General features: G+C 74.7%; 22 protein-coding genes. 7 read left to right on the top strand and 15 right to left on the bottom strand.

Features of this window, described 5'->3' with window-relative positions; genetic code table 11:
- Positions 1-23: 23 nt before the first annotated feature.
- Positions 24-1,301 (top strand): PASTA domain-containing protein, encoded by a 1,278-nt coding sequence (locus tag ACMT9T_RS00135; protein ID WP_414743701.1) that lies wholly within the window; start codon positions 24-26, stop codon positions 1,299-1,301.
- Positions 1,302-1,341: 40 nt separating this feature from the next.
- On the opposite strand, the gene ACMT9T_RS00140 is transcribed toward ACMT9T_RS00135, so the two are convergent.
- The 3 genes from ACMT9T_RS00140 to ACMT9T_RS00150 form a co-directional block, all read right to left on the bottom strand.
- Complete coding sequence (locus ACMT9T_RS00140; RefSeq protein ID WP_414743702.1) at positions 1,342-1,836, bottom strand: GNAT family N-acetyltransferase; 495 nt, start codon at positions 1,834-1,836, stop codon at positions 1,342-1,344.
- 93 nt (positions 1,837-1,929) lie between these two features.
- On the bottom strand, positions 1,930-3,402 hold the full coding sequence (locus tag ACMT9T_RS00145) for an MFS transporter (RefSeq protein WP_414743703.1): 1,473 nt from the start codon (positions 3,400-3,402) through the stop codon (positions 1,930-1,932).
- A 293-nt stretch (positions 3,403-3,695) separates the two neighbouring features.
- The gene (locus tag ACMT9T_RS00150; RefSeq protein WP_414743704.1) at positions 3,696-4,658 is read right to left on the bottom strand and encodes a trypsin-like serine peptidase; all 963 of its coding nucleotides are present in this window, start codon (positions 4,656-4,658) and stop codon (positions 3,696-3,698) included.
- 237 nt (positions 4,659-4,895) lie between these two features.
- On the opposite strand from ACMT9T_RS00150, the gene ACMT9T_RS00155 reads away from it, so the two are divergent.
- The 4 genes from ACMT9T_RS00155 to ACMT9T_RS00170 all read left to right on the top strand — a co-directional run bounded on the left by ACMT9T_RS00155 (position 4,896) and on the right by ACMT9T_RS00170 (position 9,910).
- Positions 4,896-6,266, top strand: coding sequence for an LLM class flavin-dependent oxidoreductase (locus tag ACMT9T_RS00155; protein WP_414743705.1), 1,371 nt, complete (start codon positions 4,896-4,898; stop codon positions 6,264-6,266).
- Positions 6,263-7,504: an acyl-CoA dehydrogenase family protein gene (locus ACMT9T_RS00160; protein WP_414743706.1), complete on the top strand. Its 1,242-nt coding sequence runs from the start codon at positions 6,263-6,265 to the stop codon at positions 7,502-7,504. The genes ACMT9T_RS00155 and ACMT9T_RS00160 overlap by 4 nt, the downstream gene beginning before the upstream one ends.
- Positions 7,505-7,613: 109 nt before the next feature.
- Positions 7,614-8,780 (top strand): hypothetical protein, encoded by a 1,167-nt coding sequence (locus tag ACMT9T_RS00165; RefSeq protein ID WP_414743707.1) that lies wholly within the window; start codon positions 7,614-7,616, stop codon positions 8,778-8,780.
- A complete protein-coding gene (locus ACMT9T_RS00170) occupies positions 8,777-9,910 on the top strand; it encodes a hypothetical protein (protein WP_414743708.1) in 1,134 nt (377 codons plus the stop codon). The genes ACMT9T_RS00165 and ACMT9T_RS00170 overlap by 4 nt, the downstream gene beginning before the upstream one ends.
- An 84-nt stretch (positions 9,911-9,994) precedes the next feature.
- On the opposite strand, the gene ACMT9T_RS00175 is transcribed toward ACMT9T_RS00170, so the two are convergent.
- Complete coding sequence (locus ACMT9T_RS00175) at positions 9,995-10,999, bottom strand: trypsin-like serine peptidase (protein ID WP_414743709.1); 1,005 nt, start codon at positions 10,997-10,999, stop codon at positions 9,995-9,997.
- 163 nt (positions 11,000-11,162) lie between these two features.
- Here ACMT9T_RS00175 and ACMT9T_RS00180 point away from each other — a divergent pair, with 163 nt between their 5' ends.
- Positions 11,163-11,654: a DoxX family protein gene (locus ACMT9T_RS00180; protein ID WP_414743710.1), complete on the top strand. Its 492-nt coding sequence runs from the start codon at positions 11,163-11,165 to the stop codon at positions 11,652-11,654.
- Positions 11,655-11,694: 40 nt separating this feature from the next.
- Here ACMT9T_RS00180 and ACMT9T_RS00185 read toward each other — a convergent pair whose 3' ends face one another.
- From ACMT9T_RS00185 to ACMT9T_RS00230, 10 genes are all read right to left on the bottom strand, one after another.
- On the bottom strand, positions 11,695-11,934 hold the full coding sequence (locus ACMT9T_RS00185) for a PLDc N-terminal domain-containing protein (RefSeq protein WP_414743711.1): 240 nt from the start codon (positions 11,932-11,934) through the stop codon (positions 11,695-11,697).
- A 35-nt stretch (positions 11,935-11,969) separates the two neighbouring features.
- On the bottom strand, positions 11,970-13,205 hold the full coding sequence (locus ACMT9T_RS00190; RefSeq protein ID WP_414743712.1) for an amidohydrolase: 1,236 nt from the start codon (positions 13,203-13,205) through the stop codon (positions 11,970-11,972).
- A gap of 123 nt (positions 13,206-13,328) precedes the next feature.
- A complete protein-coding gene (locus ACMT9T_RS00195) occupies positions 13,329-13,949 on the bottom strand; it encodes a PepSY domain-containing protein (RefSeq protein WP_414743713.1) in 621 nt (206 codons plus the stop codon).
- A gap of 74 nt (positions 13,950-14,023) precedes the next feature.
- Positions 14,024-15,352 (bottom strand): sensor histidine kinase, encoded by a 1,329-nt coding sequence (locus ACMT9T_RS00200; RefSeq protein WP_414743714.1) that lies wholly within the window; start codon positions 15,350-15,352, stop codon positions 14,024-14,026.
- Entirely contained in the window at positions 15,345-16,022 is a 678-nt protein-coding gene (locus tag ACMT9T_RS00205; protein ID WP_414743715.1) for a response regulator transcription factor, read from the bottom strand. The genes ACMT9T_RS00200 and ACMT9T_RS00205 overlap by 8 nt, the downstream gene beginning before the upstream one ends.
- A 57-nt stretch (positions 16,023-16,079) precedes the next feature.
- Entirely contained in the window at positions 16,080-16,703 is a 624-nt protein-coding gene (locus tag ACMT9T_RS00210; RefSeq protein ID WP_414743716.1) for a histidine phosphatase family protein, read from the bottom strand.
- Positions 16,700-18,124: a threonine/serine exporter family protein gene (locus ACMT9T_RS00215; RefSeq protein ID WP_414743717.1), complete on the bottom strand. Its 1,425-nt coding sequence runs from the start codon at positions 18,122-18,124 to the stop codon at positions 16,700-16,702. Before ACMT9T_RS00215 ends, ACMT9T_RS00210 begins: the two co-directional genes overlap by 4 nt.
- A gap of 247 nt (positions 18,125-18,371) precedes the next feature.
- Positions 18,372-19,280, bottom strand: coding sequence for a dienelactone hydrolase family protein (locus tag ACMT9T_RS00220; protein ID WP_414743718.1), 909 nt, complete (start codon positions 19,278-19,280; stop codon positions 18,372-18,374).
- A gap of 199 nt (positions 19,281-19,479) precedes the next feature.
- Positions 19,480-20,145, bottom strand: coding sequence for a VOC family protein (locus ACMT9T_RS00225; RefSeq protein ID WP_414743719.1), 666 nt, complete (start codon positions 20,143-20,145; stop codon positions 19,480-19,482).
- Positions 20,146-20,197: 52 nt separating this feature from the next.
- On the bottom strand, positions 20,198-20,818 hold the full coding sequence (locus ACMT9T_RS00230; RefSeq protein ID WP_414743720.1) for a (deoxy)nucleoside triphosphate pyrophosphohydrolase: 621 nt from the start codon (positions 20,816-20,818) through the stop codon (positions 20,198-20,200).
- Positions 20,819-20,935: 117 nt separating this feature from the next.
- On the opposite strand from ACMT9T_RS00230, the gene ACMT9T_RS00235 reads away from it, so the two are divergent.
- Positions 20,936-21,283, top strand: coding sequence for a LysR family transcriptional regulator (locus ACMT9T_RS00235; RefSeq protein WP_053774742.1), 348 nt, complete (start codon positions 20,936-20,938; stop codon positions 21,281-21,283).
- A 40-nt stretch (positions 21,284-21,323) separates the two neighbouring features.
- Here ACMT9T_RS00235 and ACMT9T_RS00240 read toward each other — a convergent pair whose 3' ends face one another.
- Complete coding sequence (locus ACMT9T_RS00240) at positions 21,324-22,160, bottom strand: alpha/beta fold hydrolase (protein WP_414743721.1); 837 nt, start codon at positions 22,158-22,160, stop codon at positions 21,324-21,326.
- Positions 22,161-22,251 lie beyond the last annotated feature (91 nt).

Here is a 22,251-nt window from a genome sequence, read left to right on the forward strand (position 1 = left end):
GCGGCATGCACCCGAGGAGCACCATGCCCGACGTCCCCTCCGCCGCTCCTGCCGGCTGGTTCCCCGACGGATCCGGCCAGCTCCGGTACTGGGACGGCGCCGCGTGGACGCAGCACGTCGCGCCGATGGTGCAGCCCGCTGCACCGCAGGCACCCGTCCAGGCCCCGGCACCGAGCGCCGCCGCGCTGGCGGCCGTCGCCGCCGCGCAGCAGGCCGAGGCGGCGAAGGCCGCTCGCGCCGCGGAGGCCGCACGGGTCCGGGCGGAGCGCGCCGCCGCCGCGGACCAGCAGCGTGCCGCGAAGGTCGCGCAGCGCGAGGCGGCCATGCAGGCGAAGGCCGCCGAGCGCGCGAAGACTGCCACGGTCATCACGCCGGCACCGAAGCCCGCACGGAAGGCCATCGCCGCTCCGGTCGCACCTGTCGGCCCCGCGGCGCCGACGGCGGTCGTCACCGACACTCGCCCGAGCCGCCACCCGGCTACGACGTGGGTCGTCGCGGCAGCCGTCGCGCTGGCGGTCCTGATCACCACGGCGATCGGCGGATTCGGCGGCATGTTCGTCTCCGTCGGCCTGGTCGCGCTCGTCACCGCGCTCTACCCGCTCTTCACCGGCCGCCGCAGCTGGGTCCCGGCGCTCGCGACCCGACCCCGCAACAGCGCGACCGCAGCCGGTGCGATCCTGCTCCTGATCATCGGCGCGGCCGTGCCGGTCGCCGCGTCGGCTCCCGGCCCGCGCCAGGCGGATGCGATCTCCGCCAGCGCCTCTCCGACCCCGAGCTCCACCCCGACCCCCTCCGCCACCCCGCCCCCGGTGGTCCACGTCGTCGAGGACGTCAGCGCCAAGAGCGCCACGGACGCCCGCACGCTGCTCCGCGAGGCCGGCTACGTCGTCCAGTACGTGCTCGAGTCGGGGGAGGTGCCGAGCGTCACCGATGGCATGACGGTGAAGTCGCAGAGCCCGAACCCGGGCTCGCGTGTCGACGCCGGATCCACGGTGACGCTCACGCTGCTGGCTCCCGCCCCAGCGCCCACCCTCAAGCCCACGATCGCGCCGGCCCCCGCGCCCGCCGCACCGGCTCCCGCCCCGAAGCCCGCCGCACCGGCGCCTGCTCCGGTCGCTCCTGCGCCGGCTCCTGCCCCGCCGGCACCGGCACCCGCTCCCGCGCAGCAGACCGGCGGCATCAACCCCGGCGGCTTCTGCTCGCAGGTGGGCGCGGTGGCCCAGGCCGACAACGGCCGCAGCTACAAGTGCGGCGGCAAGGGTCCGGATGCCAGCGGCCGGTACCACTGGAACACGATGTGATGCGCTGCCGGGCGGCCCCACGACGGCCGCCCGGCCACCCTCACCGCACCATCCGCACCGTGACCATCTCCGCGCCCTGGTACATCTGCCGCTCCACGCCGCCGTCCCGCGCGAAGCCGTTGCGGCGGTAGAACGCCTCGGCGCGCGGGTTGTCGTCCGCTGCCCAGAGGTAGGCGGGGGAGTCGCCGACGGCCGCGTCGAACAGGGCCTGGCCGGCACCGGTGCCGTGGGCGGAGGCGACCACGTTGATCGCGTAGAGCTGGAACGGCCGCGGAGGATCCTCGTCGCGCGCCGGGCCCGCGAGCGCGAAGCCGACGATGCGGTCGTCGTCGAGGGCGACGAACGGCGGCACGTCGACGGATCCCTCGGTGAGCGTCCGGCGCCAGTCCTCGGCGCGCGTCGCGACGTCGAGCCCGTCGAGGTACGACGCCGGGAGCAGGTGCGCGTAGGTCTCGCGCCAGGTGCGGATGTGGACCTCGGCGATCCCCTCGGCGTCGGCGGGCACGGCGGAGCGGACGGTCGGCGCGGTGGTCATGCCGACACGATACGGGCGGCGCCGCGCACCGCGCGCACCGCGCGGACGACGAGGGGGCGGAGCGCGACGCTCCACCCCCTCGACCGCCCGCGCCTAGCGCGCCGTCGCGCGCTCCCGCTCGCGGAGCTCGACCGCGACGGATCCGGACGCATCGTCATCCGGCGCGGCTGCCGCAGAGGCCGCCCGCCGCTCTGCGATGGCGTCCCTGGCCGGGTCCTTCGCGGCGACCGCCGCCGCGATCGTCAGCACCGCGTACAGCCCGATGTAGGCGCACAGGATCCACGGCGATCCGCCGCCCCACTGCAGGAACAGCACCGCGAGCAGCGGCGTGAGGCCGACGGAGAAGATGCTGCCGACCTGGTAGCCCAGCGAGACGCCGCTGTAGCGGACGCCCGTCGGGAACTGCTCGGCGAACCAGGCGGCCTGCGGTCCGTAGATCGAGTCGTGGAAGACGTTCATGCCGAGCGCGAAGACGAGAGGCAGGAGCAGCAGCGGGCCGGAGTCGAGGAACGCGAAGAACGGCCAGATGAGGATCCCGATGCCGGCGGCGCTCGCGATGGTGAGGCGGCGGCGGCCGACGCGGTCGGAGATCCAGCCCCAGAGCGGCGTGGTCAGCACGCTGAGCGCTGACACGATGAGCACCGACGTGAGCGCGACGCCGGAGTCGCCCCTCTTCGACGCGAGGTAGGAGAGCGTGTAGACGGTGAGGATCGAGTAGAGCGCGGGCTGCACGAGGCGGAGGCCCGCGGTGATCAGCACGGCACGCGGGTGCTTGCGCAGCACCACCCCGAGCGGGAAGCGCTCGACCTCGCCGGCCGCCTTGATGTCGCGGAACTCGGCGGCGTCCTCCACGCGCAGGCGGATCACGAGGCCGACGCCCACGAGCACCGCGCTGAGCAGGAACGGCAGCCGCCAGCCCCAGGCGAGGAACGCCTCCTCGCCGAGGCCGAAGCGCGTGGCGGCGAAGACGCCGGTCGCGAGGAGCATGCCGCCCGCGGATCCCATCTGCGTGAAGGCGCCGAACAGGCCGCGGCGGTGGGCGGGGGCGTGCTCGACGGAGAGCAGCGCGGATCCGCCCCACTCGGCGCCGGCCGCGATGCCCTGCACGAGCCGCAGGAACACGAGGCCGACGACGCTCGCGAGGCCGATGGTCGCGTAGGTGGGCAGGACGCCGATGAGCGTCGACGCGATCCCCATGAGCACGAGCGAGTAGACGAGCATGCGCTTGCGGCCGATCCGGTCGCCCAGGTGCCCGGCGACGATCCCGCCGATGGGCCGCGCGAGGAACCCGACGCCGTACGCGGCGAACGACGAGAGGAGGCCCACGGCGGCCGTCTGGTTCGGGAAGAACTGGCTGCCGAACACGAGCGCGGACGCCGTGGCGTAGAGGTAGAAGTCGTAGTACTCGACGGTGGTGCCGATGAACGAGGCGGTGAGGACGCGGCGTCGGCGGCGGGACACGTCGGCGGGCGCCTCGGGATCGGAGGGCGAGGCGGGTCCGCCGGGCGGCGTGGCGGTCGGCGCCGCGGGCGGTGCGGTGGATGCGGCGGGCGGTGCGGTGGTCATGGGGTCTCCAGCGGTGCGGCTGCGGTGCAGGGGAATGGCGCGAGCGGGGATCCGCTCGCGTGCCGCCCACCGTGCCCCGTGTTCCCCCGCGCGGGGAAGGCCCGCGGTCACGGTGCGTAACGCACCCCGACCGCGGGCCGGACGCTGGCGGGACCCTCGTGGATCAGCCGACGAGCGCCTGGGACCTGTCAGGCGCCCCGCTCCGAGGCGCTGCGCTGCCCGGTCGTGCTCCGGCCAGCGCAGCGGTCATGGGCACGAGCGTGCCGACGGTCAGGACCCTTCCCCGCGCGGCATCAGGAGCTGATCGCCGCGGTGAGGTCGTAGGCCGAGCGAGCCGATTCCTGCCAGAGCGCACCGATGTTGTGGGTGCCCGCGTAGTCGAGATCGGCCACGTTCGCGAACTGCGCGCCGTCGCTGCCGGCGCCGGCGAAGATCGGGGAGCCGGAGGCGCCACCCGTCATGTCGCACGCCAGGACGATCTGCGTGGTGCCCTGGGCCGTGCCCGAACCGGTGCACCGGTCGAGGTGCTCGCCGTCGAAGCGCCCCACGGCGGGGTAGCCGTATGCCGAGGCGAGCTGCGCGGCCGGCTGGTCGAAGAGCACCGGCGTCGAGCCGACCACGCTGGCGACGGTCTGCCCGTCGCCGTCGCGCGCGACGGCCATGAAGGCCGTGTCCTCCGCCTGGTCGGCGTCGTTGCGCTGGTACCAGCCGGTCGTGACGTTGCCGCCGACGACGGGCCAGACCCCGTACGCGGACGGGCCCGACTCGTACTGCGGGTAGAACACCATCTTGGTCGAGAAGGTCTGGTCGCGGGTGACGCAGTGCCCGGCCGTCGCGATGGTCGAGCCGTTGGCGGAGTCGACGACGTTCGCCGAGCAGTAGTGGCCGAAGCCCTCCTGCTCGTAGTAGATGCGGCCGATGTGCGACACGGTGGCGACCTGCTCGGCGTGGTCGTCGGTGCGCGCGGCGTCCGAGGTCGCGAACTCCTCGGTCGCGGCGTCCGATGCGGCGGCGGAACCGGTCGTCGCGTCGCCGGACGCGTCGTCGTCCGTCGCGGCGGCACGGCGCTCGGCCGTCCAGTAGGCGACCGCGTCGGAGGGCTGCGCGGCGGGCACCGCGACCGGGACGAGCGACGCGGAAGCGTCCCTGCCGGCGGCAGACGCGGGTGTCGCCGCGCCGAGCAGGGCGGCGCCGAGGCAGAAGGCGGCGACGGTGGCCGTGGTGCGACGGTTCGAACGCGCGGGATGGAGGTGCATGAGGGACCTTCCTGGCGGAGAGCGACGGCGCGGACGTGCGTCAGCGCCGGAGGAGATGCGGAGGAGAGCTCGGACCGGGCACCTGATCGTGGTCCCGCGCCCGTGTGCGCTGACGGTAACGGCTGGCCGCGCGATCCTGGGTGCTTGGTGCACAGCGCCCATGTGACGGCCCGCTACGCCCTCCGGACCCTCATTTCCCCACCCGTGCGACGCTGGTGACCCGACGAGAGGATCCCCATGCCCGACGCCCGGCCCCCGCTCCGCTTCGCCGCGTTCGTGATGAACACCGCCAGCCACATCCAGCACGGCCTGTGGCGGCACCCGTCCGCCCGGCAGCACGAGTTCGACGACGTCGAGCTCTGGGTGGACCTCGCGAGGACGCTCGAGCGCGGCCGCTTCGACGCCATGTTCTTCGCCGACGTGGTCGGCCTGTACGGTCCGGGCGACGGCGCCTACGACGTGAACGCGCGCGAGGGGCTCCAGTTCCCGAGCAACGACCCGTCCGTGCTGATCTCCGCGCTCGCCGTGAGCACGGAGCACCTCGGCTTCGCGTTCACGAGCTCGGTGCTCCAGTCGCACCCCTTCGACTTCGCGCGCAAGGTGTCGACGCTCGACCACATCACGAAGGGGCGCATCGCCTGGAACGTCGTGACGAGCGCGCTCGACGGCGCCGCCCGCAACTTCGGGCACGACGGCCTCGAGGACCACGACGCCCGCTACGCCTGGGCCGACGAGTACCTCGACGTCGTCTACAAGCTGTGGGAGGGCTCGTGGGACGACGACGCGCTCCAGCGCGACAAGGAGCGCGGGGTGTTCTCGGACGCGTCGAGGATCCACCGCATCGATCACGAGGGCCCGCGCTACAAGGTGGCCGGCCCGCACCTGTCGTCGCCGTCGCCGCAGCGCACGCCCGTGCTCTTCCAGGCCGGATCCTCGCCCGTCGGCCGCCGCTTCGCCGCCCGGAACGCGGAGGCGCAGTTCATCCTGTCGTCGACGCCGGAGAAGACGCGCGCCCTCATCGAGGACACCCGGGCGCTCGCCGTGGACGCGGGCCGCCGGGCCGACGACCTCTCCTTCTGGCTCGGGCTCTCCTTCATCACCGGCAGCACCGAGGAGGAGGCGAAGCGCAACGAGGCCGAGATCGACGAGTACCTCTCGGCCGACGGGTTCCTCCTGCACTCCAACCTGGGCTTCGACCCGAAGACGGGTGAGCAGCTGGATCCGGCCACCCCGCTCTCGCAGGTCGAGACGCAGGCCGGGCAGAGCCACCTCAACTGGCTGCGCGAGGCATCGCCCGACCGCGAGCCGACCATCGCCGACCTCGCCCGGCTCTCCGCGAAGCTGCGCGGCCGCGTCGTGGGCACGCCCGAGCAGATCGCCGACGTGCTCGCGGGCTGGCAGGAGGCGGGCGTCGATGGGATCAACGTCATCAACTGGACCCTGCCCGGCAGCTACGAGGACTTCGTCGACCACGTGACCCCCGTGCTCCAGGAGCGCGGCCTGCAGCAGCGCGAGTACGCGCCCGGCACGCTCCGGCACAAGCTCACCGGGCGCGACCGGCTGCCGGAGTCGCACCCGGCCGCGGCGTACCGGGGCGCGTTCTCGTGACGGTCGCCTCGCCGGAGGGAGCCTCCACCGCCGACCTGCGGGCCGAGTTCCTGCCGCTGTTCGAGCGGATCCGCGCCGGCGCCGGCGCCCGCGAGCGCGCCCGGGACCTCGCGTTCGACGCGGTCGCGGTCCTCCGCGAGGCGCGGTTCGGGGCGATCCGCCTGCCCGTAGCCGACGGCGGGCGCGGGGCCTCGATCGCGCAGCTCGTCGAGCTCGTGGTCGAGCTGTCGGCCGCCGACGCCAACGTCGGGCCCCTGCTCCGCGGCCACTTCGGCTACGTCGAGCTCGTGCTGCGCCGGCCCGCGGGGGAGGCGCGCGCGGAGTGGATCCGACGCATCGCCGAGGGCGCGATCGTCGGCAACGCCACGAGCGAGCAGACCGGCACGACCCTCGCCGACATCTCCACCACGCTCACGGAGCGCGACGGCCGCTGGGTCCTCGACGGCACCAAGTACTACTCCACCGGCACGCTCTACTCCGACTGGATCTACCTCGCCGCCGGTCGCGCGGCCGCCGACGGCGTCGAGCGCGTGACGCTCGCGATCCGCACGGATGCGCCGGGCGTCACGGCCGTGGACGACTGGGACGCGTTCGGCCAGACCCTCACCGCGAGCGGCACGACCACCTTCGACGGCGTGGAGGTGGATCCGGCGAGCGTCACCGCCTACCGCGAGGCGCCGCTGAGCCACATCCAGGCCTTCTACCAGCTGTACCTCGTGGCGGTGCTGGCGGGGATCGCCGCGGAGGTGGAGCGCGACGCCGTCGCCTACGTGCGCAGCCGCACGCGCACCTACATCCACGCCACCGCGGCGCTGCCTAAGGACGACCCGCAGGTGCTGGAGGTCGTGGGCCGGATCTCCACGGCCGCGTTCGCCGTGCGCGCCGCGACCCTCGCGGCCGCCGCCCGTCTGGACGAGGCCGTCGCGACCGCGCCGCCCGGCGAGGCCCTCGACCGCCCGACGCTCGACGCCGCCGAGAACGCCGTGTACCAGGCCCAGGTGCACGCGGTCGACGAGGTGCCCGCCGCCGCGACCCGGCTGTTCGAGGTCGGGGGAGCGTCCGCCACGTCCCGCGAGCGCGCGCTCGACCGGCACTGGCGGAACGCCCGCGTCGTCGCGAGCCACAACCCGGCGGTCTACAAGGCCCGCGCGATCGGCGAGTTCGCGGTCGCCGGCCGCGGCCCGGTGGACGCGTGGGCCGCGTACGAGAAGGTGGGCGCGACGGCGTTCCCGCGCTGATCCCGCCCGCCGGCGTGCCTCCCGACCTGGGGGCGTCCGCGCTCCCGGCGGTGCCGTGCCTGCTCGGTACGTTGGAGGGGCGGCCGCGAGCCGCGGGACGAGGGGATCCATGACGACGCACGCGCCCAGCCGGCCGCAGCTGGACACGACGCCGCTGACCGGCCGGATCGACCGCGCCGACCTGCGCCGGTTCCGCCTCGAGTTCAGCGCGCGGTTCCCGATCCTGGTGTCGCCGCTGTTCCTCGTCGGCCGCATCGCGACGGGCGTGCTGGCCGTGTTCGCCATCCCGCTCGGCGGGGTCCTCCTGCTCGTCGGGGGCCTGGGTGCGATCTTCACGGACGACCCGGAGACCCGCGGCGACGCCCTCGGCATGTCCGTGTTCGCGATCCCGATGTTCGGCACCGGCGTCTTCTTCGCGTGGCGCCTGATCCGCACGCGTCGGCGCCGCAGCAGGGTCCGCTCCCACTACCGCCTCGCGCGCTTCGGCCGTGTCAACGGGCTGAGCTACGTGCCGGGCCCCATCACCGACGCGCACATGGGCGAGGCCGCCGCGCGCAGGATGTACGTCACGCGCGTGATGCGGCCGCGCACGGCCCGCCCGGTCGAGTTCGGCAACCACGAGCTGAGCCAGGGGTCGAAGGCGTCCGGGATCACCCAGTACGGCGGCTACGCGATGATCGGCCTGCGGCGGGAGCTGCCGCACATCCAGGTGATCTCGAACCGCACGCGCCTCCGCCGCGCCATGACGCCGACCCTCGACGTGGCCCGCGACCAGCGCCTGGAGCTCGAGGGCGACTTCGACCGGCACGCGGCGCTGTACTGCCCCGAGGGGTACGAGCGCGACGCCCTCTACCTCTTCACCCCCGACGTCATGGCCGTGCTCGTCGACCGGGTGCGCGGCTTCGACGTGGAGATCCGCGGGGACCGGCTGCTGCTGCGCTCGCCCGCCGACATGGTCACGCTGGATCCCGACCGCTGGCGCGACGTGATCGACGCCACCGCCGCCCTCATGGCCAAGGTCGACCGCTGGGAGCGCTGGCGCGACGACCGGCTGCTGTCGCTCGAGGGCGTCGAGGGGTCGTCGGTGCTCACGGCCTCCGACGAGGCGCTCGCCGTGCCCGCGCCGGGCAGGGCACGTCGGCGCACCCGTCGCTCGCGCGGCGTCGCGGCGGCCGGGCGACGCCTGCGGAACCGGCCCACGATCGGCCTGCTCCTGCTCATCGCGCTCGCCGCGGTCTTCTTCGGGCTGGGCTTCCTGATCACGACGCTGCCGTGACGGGCGAGCGGGCGCTCACGCGGGCGCGGCTCGACACGGATCCGCTGACCGACCGGGTCCGGTGGGGCGACCTGCGCGCGTTCCGCCGCGGCTTCCGCCGCGCGCACCCGGAGGCGGAGGGGATCGGCGTGAAAGCGCGCACGGCGCTCATGGTGTTCCTCACGTGGGACTGCGTCCTCGCGCTCGCGGCGTTCGGCGGGATCATCGTGGATACGCTGCAGGAGGGCGCGCCCGACGCCGGGGAGCAGGTGCTCTTCCAGACGCTGATCGCCTCGATCTTCGCGATCCTGCTCGTGGTCTTCGGCAGCTGGGTGATCCGCTCGCGCGAGCGCCGCGGCGGCTACCGCGCCCACCTCCGGCTCGTGCGCTTCGCCGAGGCGAACGCCATGACCTACTTGCCGGGACCGATGTCGGACGGGCACTTCGGATCCGCGCGCCGCTACTTCGACCTCACGCGCGTGATGCGGCCGACGGCGGCGCCCGGCGTCGAGTTCGGCAACCACGAGATCGTGACGGCCGGTCGGCGCGAGGGGGCGCCGCGCTTCGGCGGGTACGCGATGGTGCGGCTCGCGCACGAGATGCCGCACATCCGCGTGATCGCCCGGCGGGGCGTCGTGCGCCGCGCGCTGACGATGATGTCGCGGCCGGAGCGGGAGCAGCGCCTCTCGCTCGAGGGCGACTTCGACCGCCACTTCGCCCTCTACTGCCCGGCCGGCAGCGAGCGCGACGCCCTCTACCTCTTCACGCCCGACGTCCTCGCCGTGCTCATCGACCGCGTCCGCGGCCTCGACGTGGAGGTCGTGGGCGACCGGCTGCTCCTCACCTCGTTCGACGACGTCGTGACGCGCGACCCCGAGCGCTGGCGCGACGTCATCGAGGCGACGACGGCGCTCGTCGCGAAGGTCGACCGGTGGGAGCGCTGGCGCGCCGACGCGCTCGAGGAGCGCGAGGACCCGTCGGCGCTCGACGCCGTGCTCGCCGCGGTGGGCCTGCCCGACGCGGGGCGCGCATCCCGTCCGCGGCCGGTGCGGCGCCTGCGCATGACGCCGACGCTCGGCGGCGTCCTCGCGGTGAGCGTGCCGGTCCTCCTGTTCGTCGCGGGCTGGATCGCCGTGCTCGTCCTCGACTGAGGCGGTACGCCGGGCGGAGAGCCCGGGACCGGGCCGCGCGCCTCCGCGGATGCGGCGCGACCCGATCCGGTCACCCGGCGCGGATCAGCCGACGTGTGCCTGCGCGGTCCGGTACGCCGCCTCGATGACGCGGTCCCAGACCGGTGCGACCACGAGCGGCTTCTCGTCGAGCCCGCCGGACAGCACGCTGTACTGGCGAGCGTCGGGACCCGATCCGTCGAAGAACGGGGCGCCCGACGCCCCCTCCTTCATGTCGCAGTCGAGCTCCTGGCCGGTCTGCCCCTCGAGGTGCGTGGCGCGCGCGGTGCCGCTGCAGAGGAACGGCGCGTCGCCCGTGAACCGGCCCATCGCCGGGTAGCCGATGACGGTCGTGTAGTGCGTGCGCGGCTGGTGGAACTCGACCGGGGAGGCGCCGACCGCCTCCGTGAGCGTGCGCCCGTCGGGGCTCGCCACCGTGAGGAACGCGGTGTCGCGCGCGGGATCCAGCGTCTCGCGCCAGCCGGCCGGCAGCGTCACCGAGGTGACCGGCCACACGGTGTACGGCTGGCCCTTCATGTACCCGGGCACGAAGACCATCTTCGACGGGTCCTTGCCGGGGAAGGCGCAGTGGCCGGCGGTGGCGACCGTCATGCCGTTGGCGGACTCGACGGCGTTGCCCGTGCAGCTGAACTCCTTCCCGTCGACGACGTAGGCGACGACGCCGATGTGCGACACCGGATCCACCTCCTGCGCCACCGGGATCACCGGGCGGGCGCGGCGCTGGTCGCGGGCGGCCGACGTGGTGAGCTCGTCCGCGGAGGGCACGTCGTCGACGACGGTGCCCGGCGTGCCCGTGGCGCGCGTGAGCACGGGGGAGGCCGCGCCCGCGAGCCGCTCCGGGGTCCAGAAGGCGACGGCGTCGGCCGCGTCGGCGGCGGACCGGGTGACGGTGGTGGGCGCCGGCGTCGCGTCGTCGGAGGTGGCCGCGGCGGCGGGCGACACGGCCGCGAGGGCGAGCAGGCCGGCGATGCCCGCGGCGGCGCCGAGGACCGGACGGTGCAGGAGCGCGCGGACGAGCAGGCGCGCGGCGGAGCGGTGCGGATGCGTCATGGAGGGCCTTTCCATCAGGGGGACCGCACGCCGGGAGGGCGGTGCGGGTCCCCGACGGTAGCCGCGGGGCGTCCGGCCGCGAGCGGACGGCGAACAGCTGGACGCATCCGCGGGCCATGCCGCACGCCGCTGCCCCACATCCGCGGCGCGTCACACTGGGGGCATGACCTCGCGCCCCGAATCCCGTCCGACGACCGCCGAAGAGCGCCCGGCCGACCCGCGCATCGCCCCGGACGGCGGCCGCCGGTCCCTGCCGCGCACGCTCGCGCGGATCCTCCTCGGCCTCCTGCTGGTGATGGCGGGAACCGGGCACCTCACGGTCGCGCGCGCGTCGTTCCAGGCGCAGGTGCCGACGTGGCTGCCGATGGATCCCGACTTCGTGGTGCTCGCGTCGGGCGTCCTGGAGATCCTGCTCGGCCTGTCGCTCGTGCTCCTCGGCCGCTGGCGCGTGTGGGTCGGGCTCGTGGTGGCCGCGTTCTTCGTGGCGATCTTCCCCGGCAACATCTCGCAGCTGGTCACCCGCACGCCCGCGTTCGGCCTCGAGACCGACGCCGCGCGCGCCATCCGCCTCGTGTTCCAGCCGCTGCTCGTGATCTGGGCGCTCTGGGCGACCGGCGCGTGGTCGGCCTGGCGGAACAGGCGCGCCCGCCGCTGACCGGGGTCGAGCGGCGGGCGCGGAGTTCCCGCGGGAGCGGCTAGCGGCTGAACCGGAGCCGGTCCACGGCGCGCTGCGCGTCGGTCGTGCGGTGCCCGATCGCGAACCAGGCGATCGCCCCGAGAACGGGGAAGACGATGACGGCGACGACCCAGAGGTCGCGGGCGATCGCGGCGAGCGAGCGATCGCGGACGACCTGGACGAGCGCCGCCACGGCGAGCGCGACGTAGGCGATGACGAGCGGGGCGACGACGGCCCCGGCGATCAGTGCGTCGGACATGGTGGTGCCTCCTGTCGTGTGCGTGTCCCTCGAACCTACGCGCGGGCCACCCCGACGCGCGAGAGGATGGCGGCCGTCGCGGCCTTCACTCCCGTCTCGATCGTGCCCTCCATGGTCGGCGCGAACTGCGGCGTGTGGTTGCCGGGAGGCGGGGTCTCGCCGCCGAACGCCGACGCCTCGACGCCGCCGAACGCCCAGTAGACGGTGGGCACGCCGATGGCCTCCCCGAGGATCCCGAAGTCCTCGCTGCCCATGATGGGCGGCGACTCGACGACCCTGTCGGCCCCGAGCTGCGCCGTGAGCGCCGCGACGACGCCGCGCGTGGCCTCGGGGTCGTTGCGGTTGAGCGGGAAGGACACGATCTCCTCGATCTGCGGCTCCGGCGCCCCGCTCGCGGCGGCCTCCGCCAGGATGATCCGCCGCACCGCCGCCAGCACGCGCTCGCGCACGGCCGGGTCGAAGGTGCGGATGCTGAGGCCGAGCACCGCGTGCTCGGGGATGATGTTCTCCTTCATGCCCGCCTGGAACGTGCCCACGGTCACGACGGCCGCGGCCTGCGGGTCGATCTCGCGCGCGACCACGGTCTGCAGGCGCAGAACGATGGCGCTGGCCGCGACGATCGGGTCGATGGAGTTGTGCGGCTGCGAGCCGTGCGCGCCGCGGCCCTTCACGGTCACCCTCCACGAGTCGGACATGCTCATGAACGCGCCCTCGCGGGTCGCGACCATGCCGACGGGGAGCGGGAAGACGTGCTGGCCGAGGATCACCTCGGGGCGGGGTGCGCGCTCCCAGAGGCCGTCGGCGAGCATCGCGCGGGCGCCCTCGCCGGTCTCCTCGCCGGGCTGGAAGACGAACACGACCGTGCCGGCCCACGCGTCGCGGTTCGCGGCGAGCGCCTGCGCGGTGGTGAGCGCGGCGGCGACGTGGAAGTCGTGGCCGCAGCCGTGCATGGTCGGCACCTCCTTCCCGGACGGGTCGATGCCGGTGTCGCGGCTCGCGTGCGCGAGGCCCGTCTCCTCGAGGATGGGGAGGCCGTCGGTGTCGGCGCGGAACGCGACCACCGGGCCGTCGCCGTTGCGCAGGATCCCGACCACGCCGGTGCCGCCGCAGCGGCTCGTCTCGGCGCCGATCGCCTGCAGGTAGGCCTCGATCGCGGCCGCGGTGGCGTGCTCCTGCATCGAGAGCTCGGGGTGCGCGTGCAGCGAGCGGAACAGCTCGTGCGCGTCCCGCACGTCGTCGTCCAGCAGGGTGACTCCGGGGTGCACGTCCATGGGGGATCCTCCTCGCGGGTGGGTGGCGTCCCTCGGGGGGACCGGTCCTCCCAGACTATGCCCGGCCCTCGACCGGCCCGGGGCCGGTCGCGGTCGGGCGGGCATCCGCGATGCGGCCGGCCGTCAGTCCTCGACGTCCTGGCCGACGACGTCGCCCGAGCCCGCGTCGACGCGCACCGAGTGGGTGACGCCCGCGGCGTCCACGACGTCGCCCTCCCAGAGGATCCGGCCGCCGTCCTCGTCGAGGGCGAGCTCGGTGACGGTGCCGGCGACGGCGCCCGTCATGGCGGATGCGGCGTCCGCGTGGCCGACGCGGGCGCCCTGCAGGAGCGCCGCGTTGTCGGCGAGGTCGTCGGCGTCGTCCGCGTCGGCGACCGGGCCCGCCGTGACGGCCGATCCGTCGGCTCCCGTGTGCACCTCGTGCTCGCGGCCGTCCTGCTCGGCGACGACGACCTCCCATGAGGTGCCGCCCGCCTCCTGGTCGACGGAGAGGAGCGCGCTGCCGGGGACGGCGGCGATCGCGGTGTCGACCGCGGCGGCGAGGGCGCCGTCGGCGGGGGCCTGCGCGGACCCGTCCGAGCCGTCGGTGGGCGCGGCGGACGCGGAGGACGGGCCGGCGCCCGGGGCGGAGGCGGGCGCGGTGCCGGGCTGCGAGCATCCGGCCAGGGCGAGGCCGCCGATCAGCGGCAGGGCGAGCGCCAGGGCGGCGCGGCGGGCGGTGGTCGGGTTCGTGTGCGTGGTCATGGGGCCACCCTGCCCGCGGGCACCTTAACCGGACCCTAAGCGGGCGCCGGGGAGCGGGCGTCGGGGAGCGGGCGTCAGCCGACGGGCAGGCGCAGCACGACGCGGGCGCCGCCGCCCGGTGCCGCATCCACGGTCGCGGACCCGCCGTGCGCCTCCGCGACCTCGCGCACGATGGCGAGGCCGAGCCCGGATCCACCCGAGTCGCGGTCGCGCCCCTCGTCGAGGCGCACGAAGCGGTCGAGGACGCGCTCGCGTTCGGCCGCGGGGATCCCGCGCCCGTCGTCGTCGACCGTGAGCACGACACCGCCGGGTCCCGCCGTCGTGGACACGGTCACGGTGGTCGCCGCGTGCCGGGCGGCGTTCTCCACGAGGTTCCGGACGGCGAGCGCGAGGAGCCGGGCGTCGCCGGAGACGCGGCAGGCGGTGATCCCGGATCCGTCGACCCGCACGTCCGCCCGCCCGCGCAGCCGCGCGACCTCCTCGAGCGCGACGTCGTCGAGGTCCACGGGGCGGCGGTCGAGCGCCGCGCCGTCGTCGAGGCGGCTGAGCACGAGGAGCGCGTCGACGAGGTCCTGCTGCCGCCCGCCCTCCGCCAGCGCGACGTCCGCGAGCTCGGCGAGGCTCGTCCGGTCGGGGTGGATGCGCGCGAGCTCCGCGTGCTGCCGCACGGTCGCGAGCGGGGAGCGCAGCTCGTGCGAGGCGTCGGAGACGAAGCGCCGCTGCGCCGTGCGGGCCGCCTCGAGCCGGGCGAGCATGCCGTTGAGGGTGCGCGCGAGTCGGTCGACCTCGTCACCCGTCCCGGGCTCGTCGATGCGCGCGTCGCCCGCCGCGGAGCCGATGGCCTCGGCGTCGCGGCGGATCCGCTCCACGGGCCCGAGCGCCCGGCCCACCACGACCCACGCGAGCAGCGCCACGAGCGCGACGACGACGGGCACGGCCACGAGGAGCAGCCGCACGACCGCCGTGACCGCCTCGTCGGCCTCCTCGAGGGATGCCGCGACGACGACGGTCACGCCGCCCGCGTCCTCGACCTCGCCCGCGACCACGAGCCGCCGCTCCCCGTCGACGACGACGTCGTCGGCCCGGTCGTCGACGTAGAGGGGCGGGCCGTCGGCGTCCTCGCCGTGCGCGATCACGCGGCCGTCGCCGTCGAGCACCTGCACGAGGTCGTCGTCGCCGAGGCCCGTCACCGCCTGCGGACCGCCCGCGGCGACCGCGTCGGCGACCGTCTCGAGGGTCCGCTCGGTCGCCTGGCGGACGCCGTCCTCGAGCGATGCGCGCAGCACGAGCGCGAAGGCGACCGCGCCGATCGTCCCGAGCACGAGCGCGAGGAGCGCGACCGCGATCGTGGCGCGGACGCGGAGGGAGCGCCGGCGCCGGGGCGGCCGCGCGGCCTCACGCATCGGATCCGCCGAGCCGGTAGCCGGCGCCCCGCACGGTCTCGATGGTCGTCGTCCCGTACGGCCGGTCGAGCTTCCGGCGCAGGTGCGCCACGTACACCTCGACGATGGAGGGGTCGCCCTCGAAGTCGTCGTCCCACACGTTCTGCACCACCTCGCGCTTGGACACGACGCGTCCGGCGTTCCGGGCGAGGAACTCCAGCACCGCGAACTCGCGGCTGGTCAGGTCGATCTCCTCGCCGCCGCGGGAGGCCCGACGCGGTCCCGGATCCACGACCAGGTCGCCGATGCGGTGCGCCACCGGCCGGGCGGGCGCGCCGCGGCGGACGAGCGCGCGGATCCTCGCCACCAGCACGGGGAACGCGAACGGCTTCGTGACGAAGTCGTCGGCGCCCGCCTCGAGCGCCTCGACCTCGTCCCAGTCGCCGTCCTTGGCGGTGAGGATGAGCACGGGCGTCCAGATCCGCTCCTCGCGGAGCGTCCGGCAGACGGCCCAGCCGCTCATCCCGGGCAGCATCAGGTCGAGGAGGATCGCGTCGTAGCGGTTCTCGCGCGCCCACCACAGCCCGTCGACGCCGTCGTGCGCCACGTCGACCGCGAAGCCCTCGGCCTGGAGCCCGCGCCGGATCCCGTCGGCCAGCCGCCGCTCGTCGTCCACCACGAGGATCCTCATCCGACCACCGTGCCAGACGCGCCGCGCCGACGCCCGCGCCCGGCAAGCCGCCGGGCCTCAGCCCAGGAGGTGCGTCGTGTCGCCGAGGGAGACGACGGTGCGGTTGTGGAACACGTCGTCCTCCACGAGGTGGGTGATGCTGCCGGCGGGCAGCCGGAACCCCACCACGTCGAGCGCCGTGACCGGCATGCCGATCCAGCGGGCGATGACGAACGTGCCCGAGCCGCCGTGGGTGACGACGATGCGATGCGGCGCCGGGTCGGCCATGACGGCGTCCATGCCCCGGTAGACGCGCGCGACCCACTCGGCCTTGGTCTCCGCGCCCGCGAGCCCCTCGTCGTGGTGCATGCGCTCGCCCTGGGCGGGCGGCGGGACGAAGCGCTCCCGGAACCAGGCATCCGGCTGCCCCTCGCCCTCGCCGTAGGACTTCTCGCGCAGCTCGGGCACCGCCACCGGATCTCCGCCGACGAGAGCGGCGATGGCGTCGGCGGTCTGCCGCGTGCGTCGCAGGTCGGAGGTGAGGATCGGCGTCCCCGCCGGCACGCGCGCCGCGAGCGCCGACGCGATGCGGGCGGCGTGCGCGTGCCCGCGCGCCGTCAGCTCGGAGTCGTGCCAGCCGCCGACCCGTCCCTCGACGTGATGCGTCGCCTCCGGATGCGTGACCAGGAGGAGCTCCCTCACGCCGTCCCGTCCGAGCGCGGGGCCGGCTCCAGGAGCTCCGGGTCGCGGATGATGCCGATGGGCGTCGTGTCGAGCCGCACCGACTGCACCACCACGCGCTTCGAGCGGCGGCGGAGGTGGCGGCGGGCCTGCGGCGTCGCGAGGAGGCTGCCGAGCACGAGCCCCGCGCCGATCGCGAGCGTGGTCGCCATCGCGCCGACGAACGCGCCCGTCGCGCCGGAGTTGCCGGCCATCGAGTTGAGGAGCGCCGACGCGACCGCGAGCGACGGCAGGAGGGATCCGCAGAAGGCGGGCACCGCGATCGCGGTGGCCGAGACCCGGAACCGCGCCGCGACCACCGTCCCCAGTGCGCCGAGCAGCGTCGCGGCGAGGAACGTCGCCGCGAGGAGCGGGACCCCGGCGGCCTTGAGGATCCAGAGCGAGACCGTGCCGACGAGCGCCACGCCGATGGCGACGGGCATCACGCGCGCGTTGGCGCCCTGCGTGATCCCGGTGGCGCCGGCCGCGAAGAAGGTTGTGATGAGCAGCATCCAGAGGGGGAGGGCGCGCAGGGTGATGTCGGTCGGGTCCACCTCGATGTCGACGCCCGCGGTGAGCGCCAGCCCGCCCGGGATGCCGACCGCGATGCCCGCCACGATGAGCACGATGATCATCGCCCGCGAGAGGGCCATGGCCCGGAAGCCGGAGATGGCGTCCTGCGCCCAGGTGACGATGGTCACGTGGGGGAGGATCAGCACCACCACGGCCGCGACCATGGCGGCCGCGCTGCCCGCGGGCATCACGCCCCACCAGATGGCGAGCGTGCCGAGCGCCGCGACGCCCGCCGACTGCACGGCCACGACGAAGAACGGCGGGATGCCGCGCCGCGACAGCTGCCGGCCGAGCACCATCGCGCCGATCATGAGCAGGAACGCGCCGACGGCGCCCGGGAGCGAGCCGCCGGCCTGGAGCGAGACGGAGACGCCGAAGAGGCCCATGGCCGCGTCGGTGATCCACGACGGCCACCGCGGCGGGGACTTGAGCACCTCGACGAGGCCGTCGACGGCGCTCGTCATGTCGCGGTCGTCGTGGAGGAGCTCGTCGACGATCTGGTAGACGAGCGAGAGCCGGTGCAGGTCGCTGCCCTCGGCGGTGACGACGCGCAGCTTGACGAGCGGCGGGCCCTCGTGCGGCGCGTACTGGATCGTGATGGCCGTGCCCGTGATGTCGAGCTCGAGCGGCGCGAGGTTCCACTTCGTGCTCACGGCGACGATCGCGATCTCGACCGCGCGCACGTCGGCGCCGGACGCCAGCATCACCTCGCCGAGGTCGAGGCAGAAGTCGACGATCTGGCGGGGGGAGTAGAGGTCGCCGAGGCGGCCGTGCGCGGGCTCTGTTCCCTCGTAGATGGTGCCGCGGAGGCGTGCGCGGACGTCGCGCATCTCCTGCGGGTTGACGCGGCGTCGGCGCTGGCGCGGCGGACGGGCGGCACCGGGGTCCCGTCGGGGGCGGCGTGGATCCGCGGGGGGCGGGGTGGTGCTCAGCGCGATCAGCGCTCCGTTCGGTTGCCGGCCCGCGCGAGGCGGGGGCGGATGGTGGATCGCTCCCACCCTAGGCGCGAGTCGGGGGACACGCCCGCGCGGCGCCCGACCAGGATCGGTCGGACGCCGCGCGGGGTGAGCGGGCGGGTCAGCCCTTGGGGCAGGAGCTGAGCGACGCGCTGATGGGACCGGCGACCTTCGGGGCCGGGCAGATGAACTTCGTGTACTCGTGGTTGTCGTCGAGGTAGCGCTTGAGAAACGCCGTCACGGCGTTGCGCATGGTGGCGCTCGGCACGTGCTGGCCGCCCTCGTGGCCGACGCCCTTCAGCTCCAGGTACTGCTTCGGCGTGCCGGCGGGGATGGAGTCGTACGCGGGCTTGCCGAAGTCGGCCGGGTCGGCGACCTCGTCCTTCTGGCCGGTGATGACCAGGGTCGGGGTCTTCATGTTCGGGTACGACGGGTACGACGCGTTCGGGTCCGTCGCGGGCGGGAAGTCGAAGGGCATGAGCCCGATCGCGGCCTTGATGGACGGGCGCGACTGGGCGGCCTGCATCGTGCCGCCGCCGCCGAACGAGTAGCCGATGAGGCCCACGTCGTCCTTGGAGACCTGCGACTTCACCGCGCTCTGGCCGGTGAGGTAGTCGGCCGCCGCGAGGATCTGGGTGGCGCGCAGGTCGGGGAGGTCGTCGGTCGTCAGCGTGTCGATGGCGAACGCGACGAAGCCCTGCGAGGCGACGAGCTCGGCCATCTCCTTCTCGTTCGCGTTGGTGTCCGTGAAGCCGGGCGTGATGACGACGGCGCCGAGGACGGGCTTGCCGGTGTCCTGGGGTGTGTAGATGACGCCGCCGCCGAACGTCTTCGCGGCCGTCCTCGGGACGACGGTGGTGCGCACCGCGAAGGGCGCGTGGTGGTGGTGCTGGGCGATGCTGCTGTGCGAGGTGGACGCGCGGTGGGCGGGCGTGGCGGCCTGCGCGGCGGTGGGGATCGCGAGCGTCGCGACGAGCGCGAGGGCGGCGACGGCCGCGGGGCGGCGGAGCTGGGGGGACATGACGGACATGGGTGGTCTCTCTTCGTGGTGAGCGTGAGCCCGGGCAGACGCCGCAGGCAGGGTGCTGCTGGACGTTAGGGGCACGCGCCTCGGGATGCGGTCCGGTCGTCCCCAGCGGCCGGGCCTGGGGATGATCGGCACGCGCGACGCCACGAGGCCCCACGCGCGCGCATCGTGGGAGACCGGCGCGTCCGACCCGGCTCCTTCCCTAGAGGAGGCGGGATCCGCGCCCGAGCGCGACCTCGCGGCCGAGCCCCGCGTCCACGACCACCGGCACGTCGGCCGCCGTCTGCGTGCCCTCGGGGACCCAGGCGCGGCCGGGCGCCACCAGGATCACGAGCCCGTCGACGTCTCCCACCGCGGCGAACCCGTCGGTCGCGAAGCCGCCGTAGGGATGCAGGCCCGCGCGCTCCAGCGTCGCGACGGCGGCAGGCACGTCGTCCACCACCACGCCGACCTCGCTCACCGCGACGACGCGGGAGGCGTCGAACGGCTCCGTCGCGCGAGGGTCGGGGGCGAGTGCGCGGCGCTCGATCAGCTCCAGCAGCTGCTCGTCCGGCCCGCGGAAGTAGACCGAGAGGGAGTCCCACGTGCCGGGTCCCTCGAACGCGTCGCGGCCGTCCGGCGCGATGACCTCCGCGCGCTCGCCGATCCACGCGCGCGCCGCGGCGAAGGCGCCCGTCGGGATGGTGAAGGCGAGGTGGAGCGCGCCGCGGGAGCCGGGATCCTCGTCGAAGCGGAGGAGGGAGCGCCCCACCTCGACCTCCACGCCGGCGGCGTCGGGGGTCGGGCGCGTGCGGAAGCCGAGCGCGCGGTAGGCGTCGGCGACCCGGGCGGTGTCGCGGGCGGGCAGGGTGACGGCGTGGATCCTCATGCCCCGAGGACAGCACCTCGAGTTCCCTTGAGGTCAAGCGCCGCGGCCGGCCTCAGCCGAGCAGCGCGCGCACGTCCGTCAGCGACAGCCGCGCCGACGCCGCGATCGTGTGCTCGTCGAGCCCGGCGGCGTGGGCGGCGCGCACGCCCTCCCGGAGATCCGCGACGGCGCGCACGTGTCCGGCCGCCAGCTCGGCGAGGCGCGCGGCGTGCGCGTCCCGGGCGGGGTCCCGGACCGGGGGCGGCCCGGCCACGTCGATCACCCAGTCGGCGTCCGGGTGCTGCGCGCGGAGAACGAGCCGCCGCACCGCGGGCAGGTCCGGTGCCGACCAGTCGAGGGCGCCGAGGTCGGCGAGCGGCACCCAGCGCAGCTCGTCGTGGTCGGTGCTCGTCGTCGGGAGCGCGCCGACGGGATCCGCGAGGTAGCAGGCGAGGTCGATGACGCGGTCGCCGACGGGCACCTCGGAGCGGTCGACGAGCGCGCCGACCGTCACGTCGACGCCGAGCTCCTCGCGGATCTCGCGCGCGAGCGCCGCCTCGGGCCGCTCGCCGGCCTCGACCTTGCCGCCCGGGAACTCCCACGTGCCCGCGCCTGTGACGTGCGGCGCGCGGCGGCAGGCGAGGGCGCGTCCGTCGTGGATCAGCACGGCCGCCACGACCTCGAGTCCCGCCATGCCGCGCCTCCGTCCGGTCGTCCGCCCGCATCGACGCTACCGGCCGCGCCCGGGACGACGGCACCCGCCCTGTACCGTGGGTCCTCCGGCATCCGCCGCGACGAGAGGCACCCGTTCGTGAAGATCAGCCACCAGCGTCACTTCGTGGTCGCAGCCGAGGTGCTGCACCTGCCGAAGGCGGCGGATCAGCTCGGCATCTCGCGCGCGAAGCTCGCCTCCTCCATCCGCGCGATCGAGGAGCACTACGGCAAGGCCGTGTTCGACCCGCAGAGCACCGAGACCCGGCTGACCAAGACGGGCCGCCTCGCGTACGAGGAGGCGCTCGAGGAGCTGGCGAAGCCCTCCACCCCGCCCGAGGCCCCGAAGCCGCCGGCCGGCGGCAAGGCGAAGGCCTCCAAGGGCCAGGGCCGCGCGCCCGTGGTCAAGGGCCAGCCGAAGCCGTACAAGCGCACGCAGGGGCGCTGACCCCGGATCGGATCAGCGCCCCTGCGGGTGATGGTGCGAGCTACTTCGCGAGGAACTCCAGCACGGCCTGGTTCCACTCCTCGGGGTGGCTGACCGTGACGCCGTGCGGGGCGTCCTTCACGACGTGCAGCTCCGAGCCGGCGATGGCGCGGTGCGTGCGCTCGCCGGATCCCTCGAACGGCACGGTCGCGTCGCTGTCGCCGTGGATGACGAGCGTCGGCACGGTGACCTTCGCGATGTCGTCGCGGAAGTCCGTGGTCGCGAACGCGGCCATCGACGCGAGCGCCGCGTGCTTCTTCGACTGGTGCGCGAGGGCGATGGCCTCCTGGCGCTCGGCCTCGGTGACCTTGAGCACGCCGTTGGCGGAGAAGAACCCGGTCGTGAACTCGTCGTAGAAGGAGTCCTCGTCCTTGGTGAGGCCGGCCGTCATCTCGGCGGCGGCGTCCTTGGTGAGCGGACCGTCCGGGTTGTCGTCGGTCTTCTCCAGGTACGGCGGGACGGCGCTGGCGAAGACCACGCTGTGCAGGCGCTCCTCGCCGCGGGTGCCGATGTAGCGGGCGATCTCGCCGCCGCCCATCGAGAAGCCGACGAGCGTCACGTCGCGGAGGTCGAGCTCGGTGAGCACGGCGTCGAGGTCGGACGCGAAGGTGTCGTAGTCGTACCCGGTGAGCGGCTTGTCGCTGCGGCCGAAGCCGCGGCGGTCGTAGGTGATGACGCGGTAGCCGGCCGCCTCGAACGCGGGGACCTGCTTCTTCCAGGACTCGCCGGAGAGCGGCCAGCCGTGGATGAGGACCACGGGTCGGCCCGCGCCCCCGGTGTCGTCGACGTGCAGGTTCGTGTCGTTCATGAGCCCGTGGTGGGCGGTGATCTCGGTCATGCGGTCGTCCTTCCCTCAGTGATGAGTTCGTGCACTACATATCTGCTTCGGAGCCGTGCGCGATCGGGTGCGGTCCGAGGATCACCCGCCG

The organism is Clavibacter vidaverae, assembly GCF_047529985.1.
Classification (GTDB): domain Bacteria; phylum Actinomycetota; class Actinomycetes; order Actinomycetales; family Microbacteriaceae; genus Clavibacter; species Clavibacter nebraskensis_A.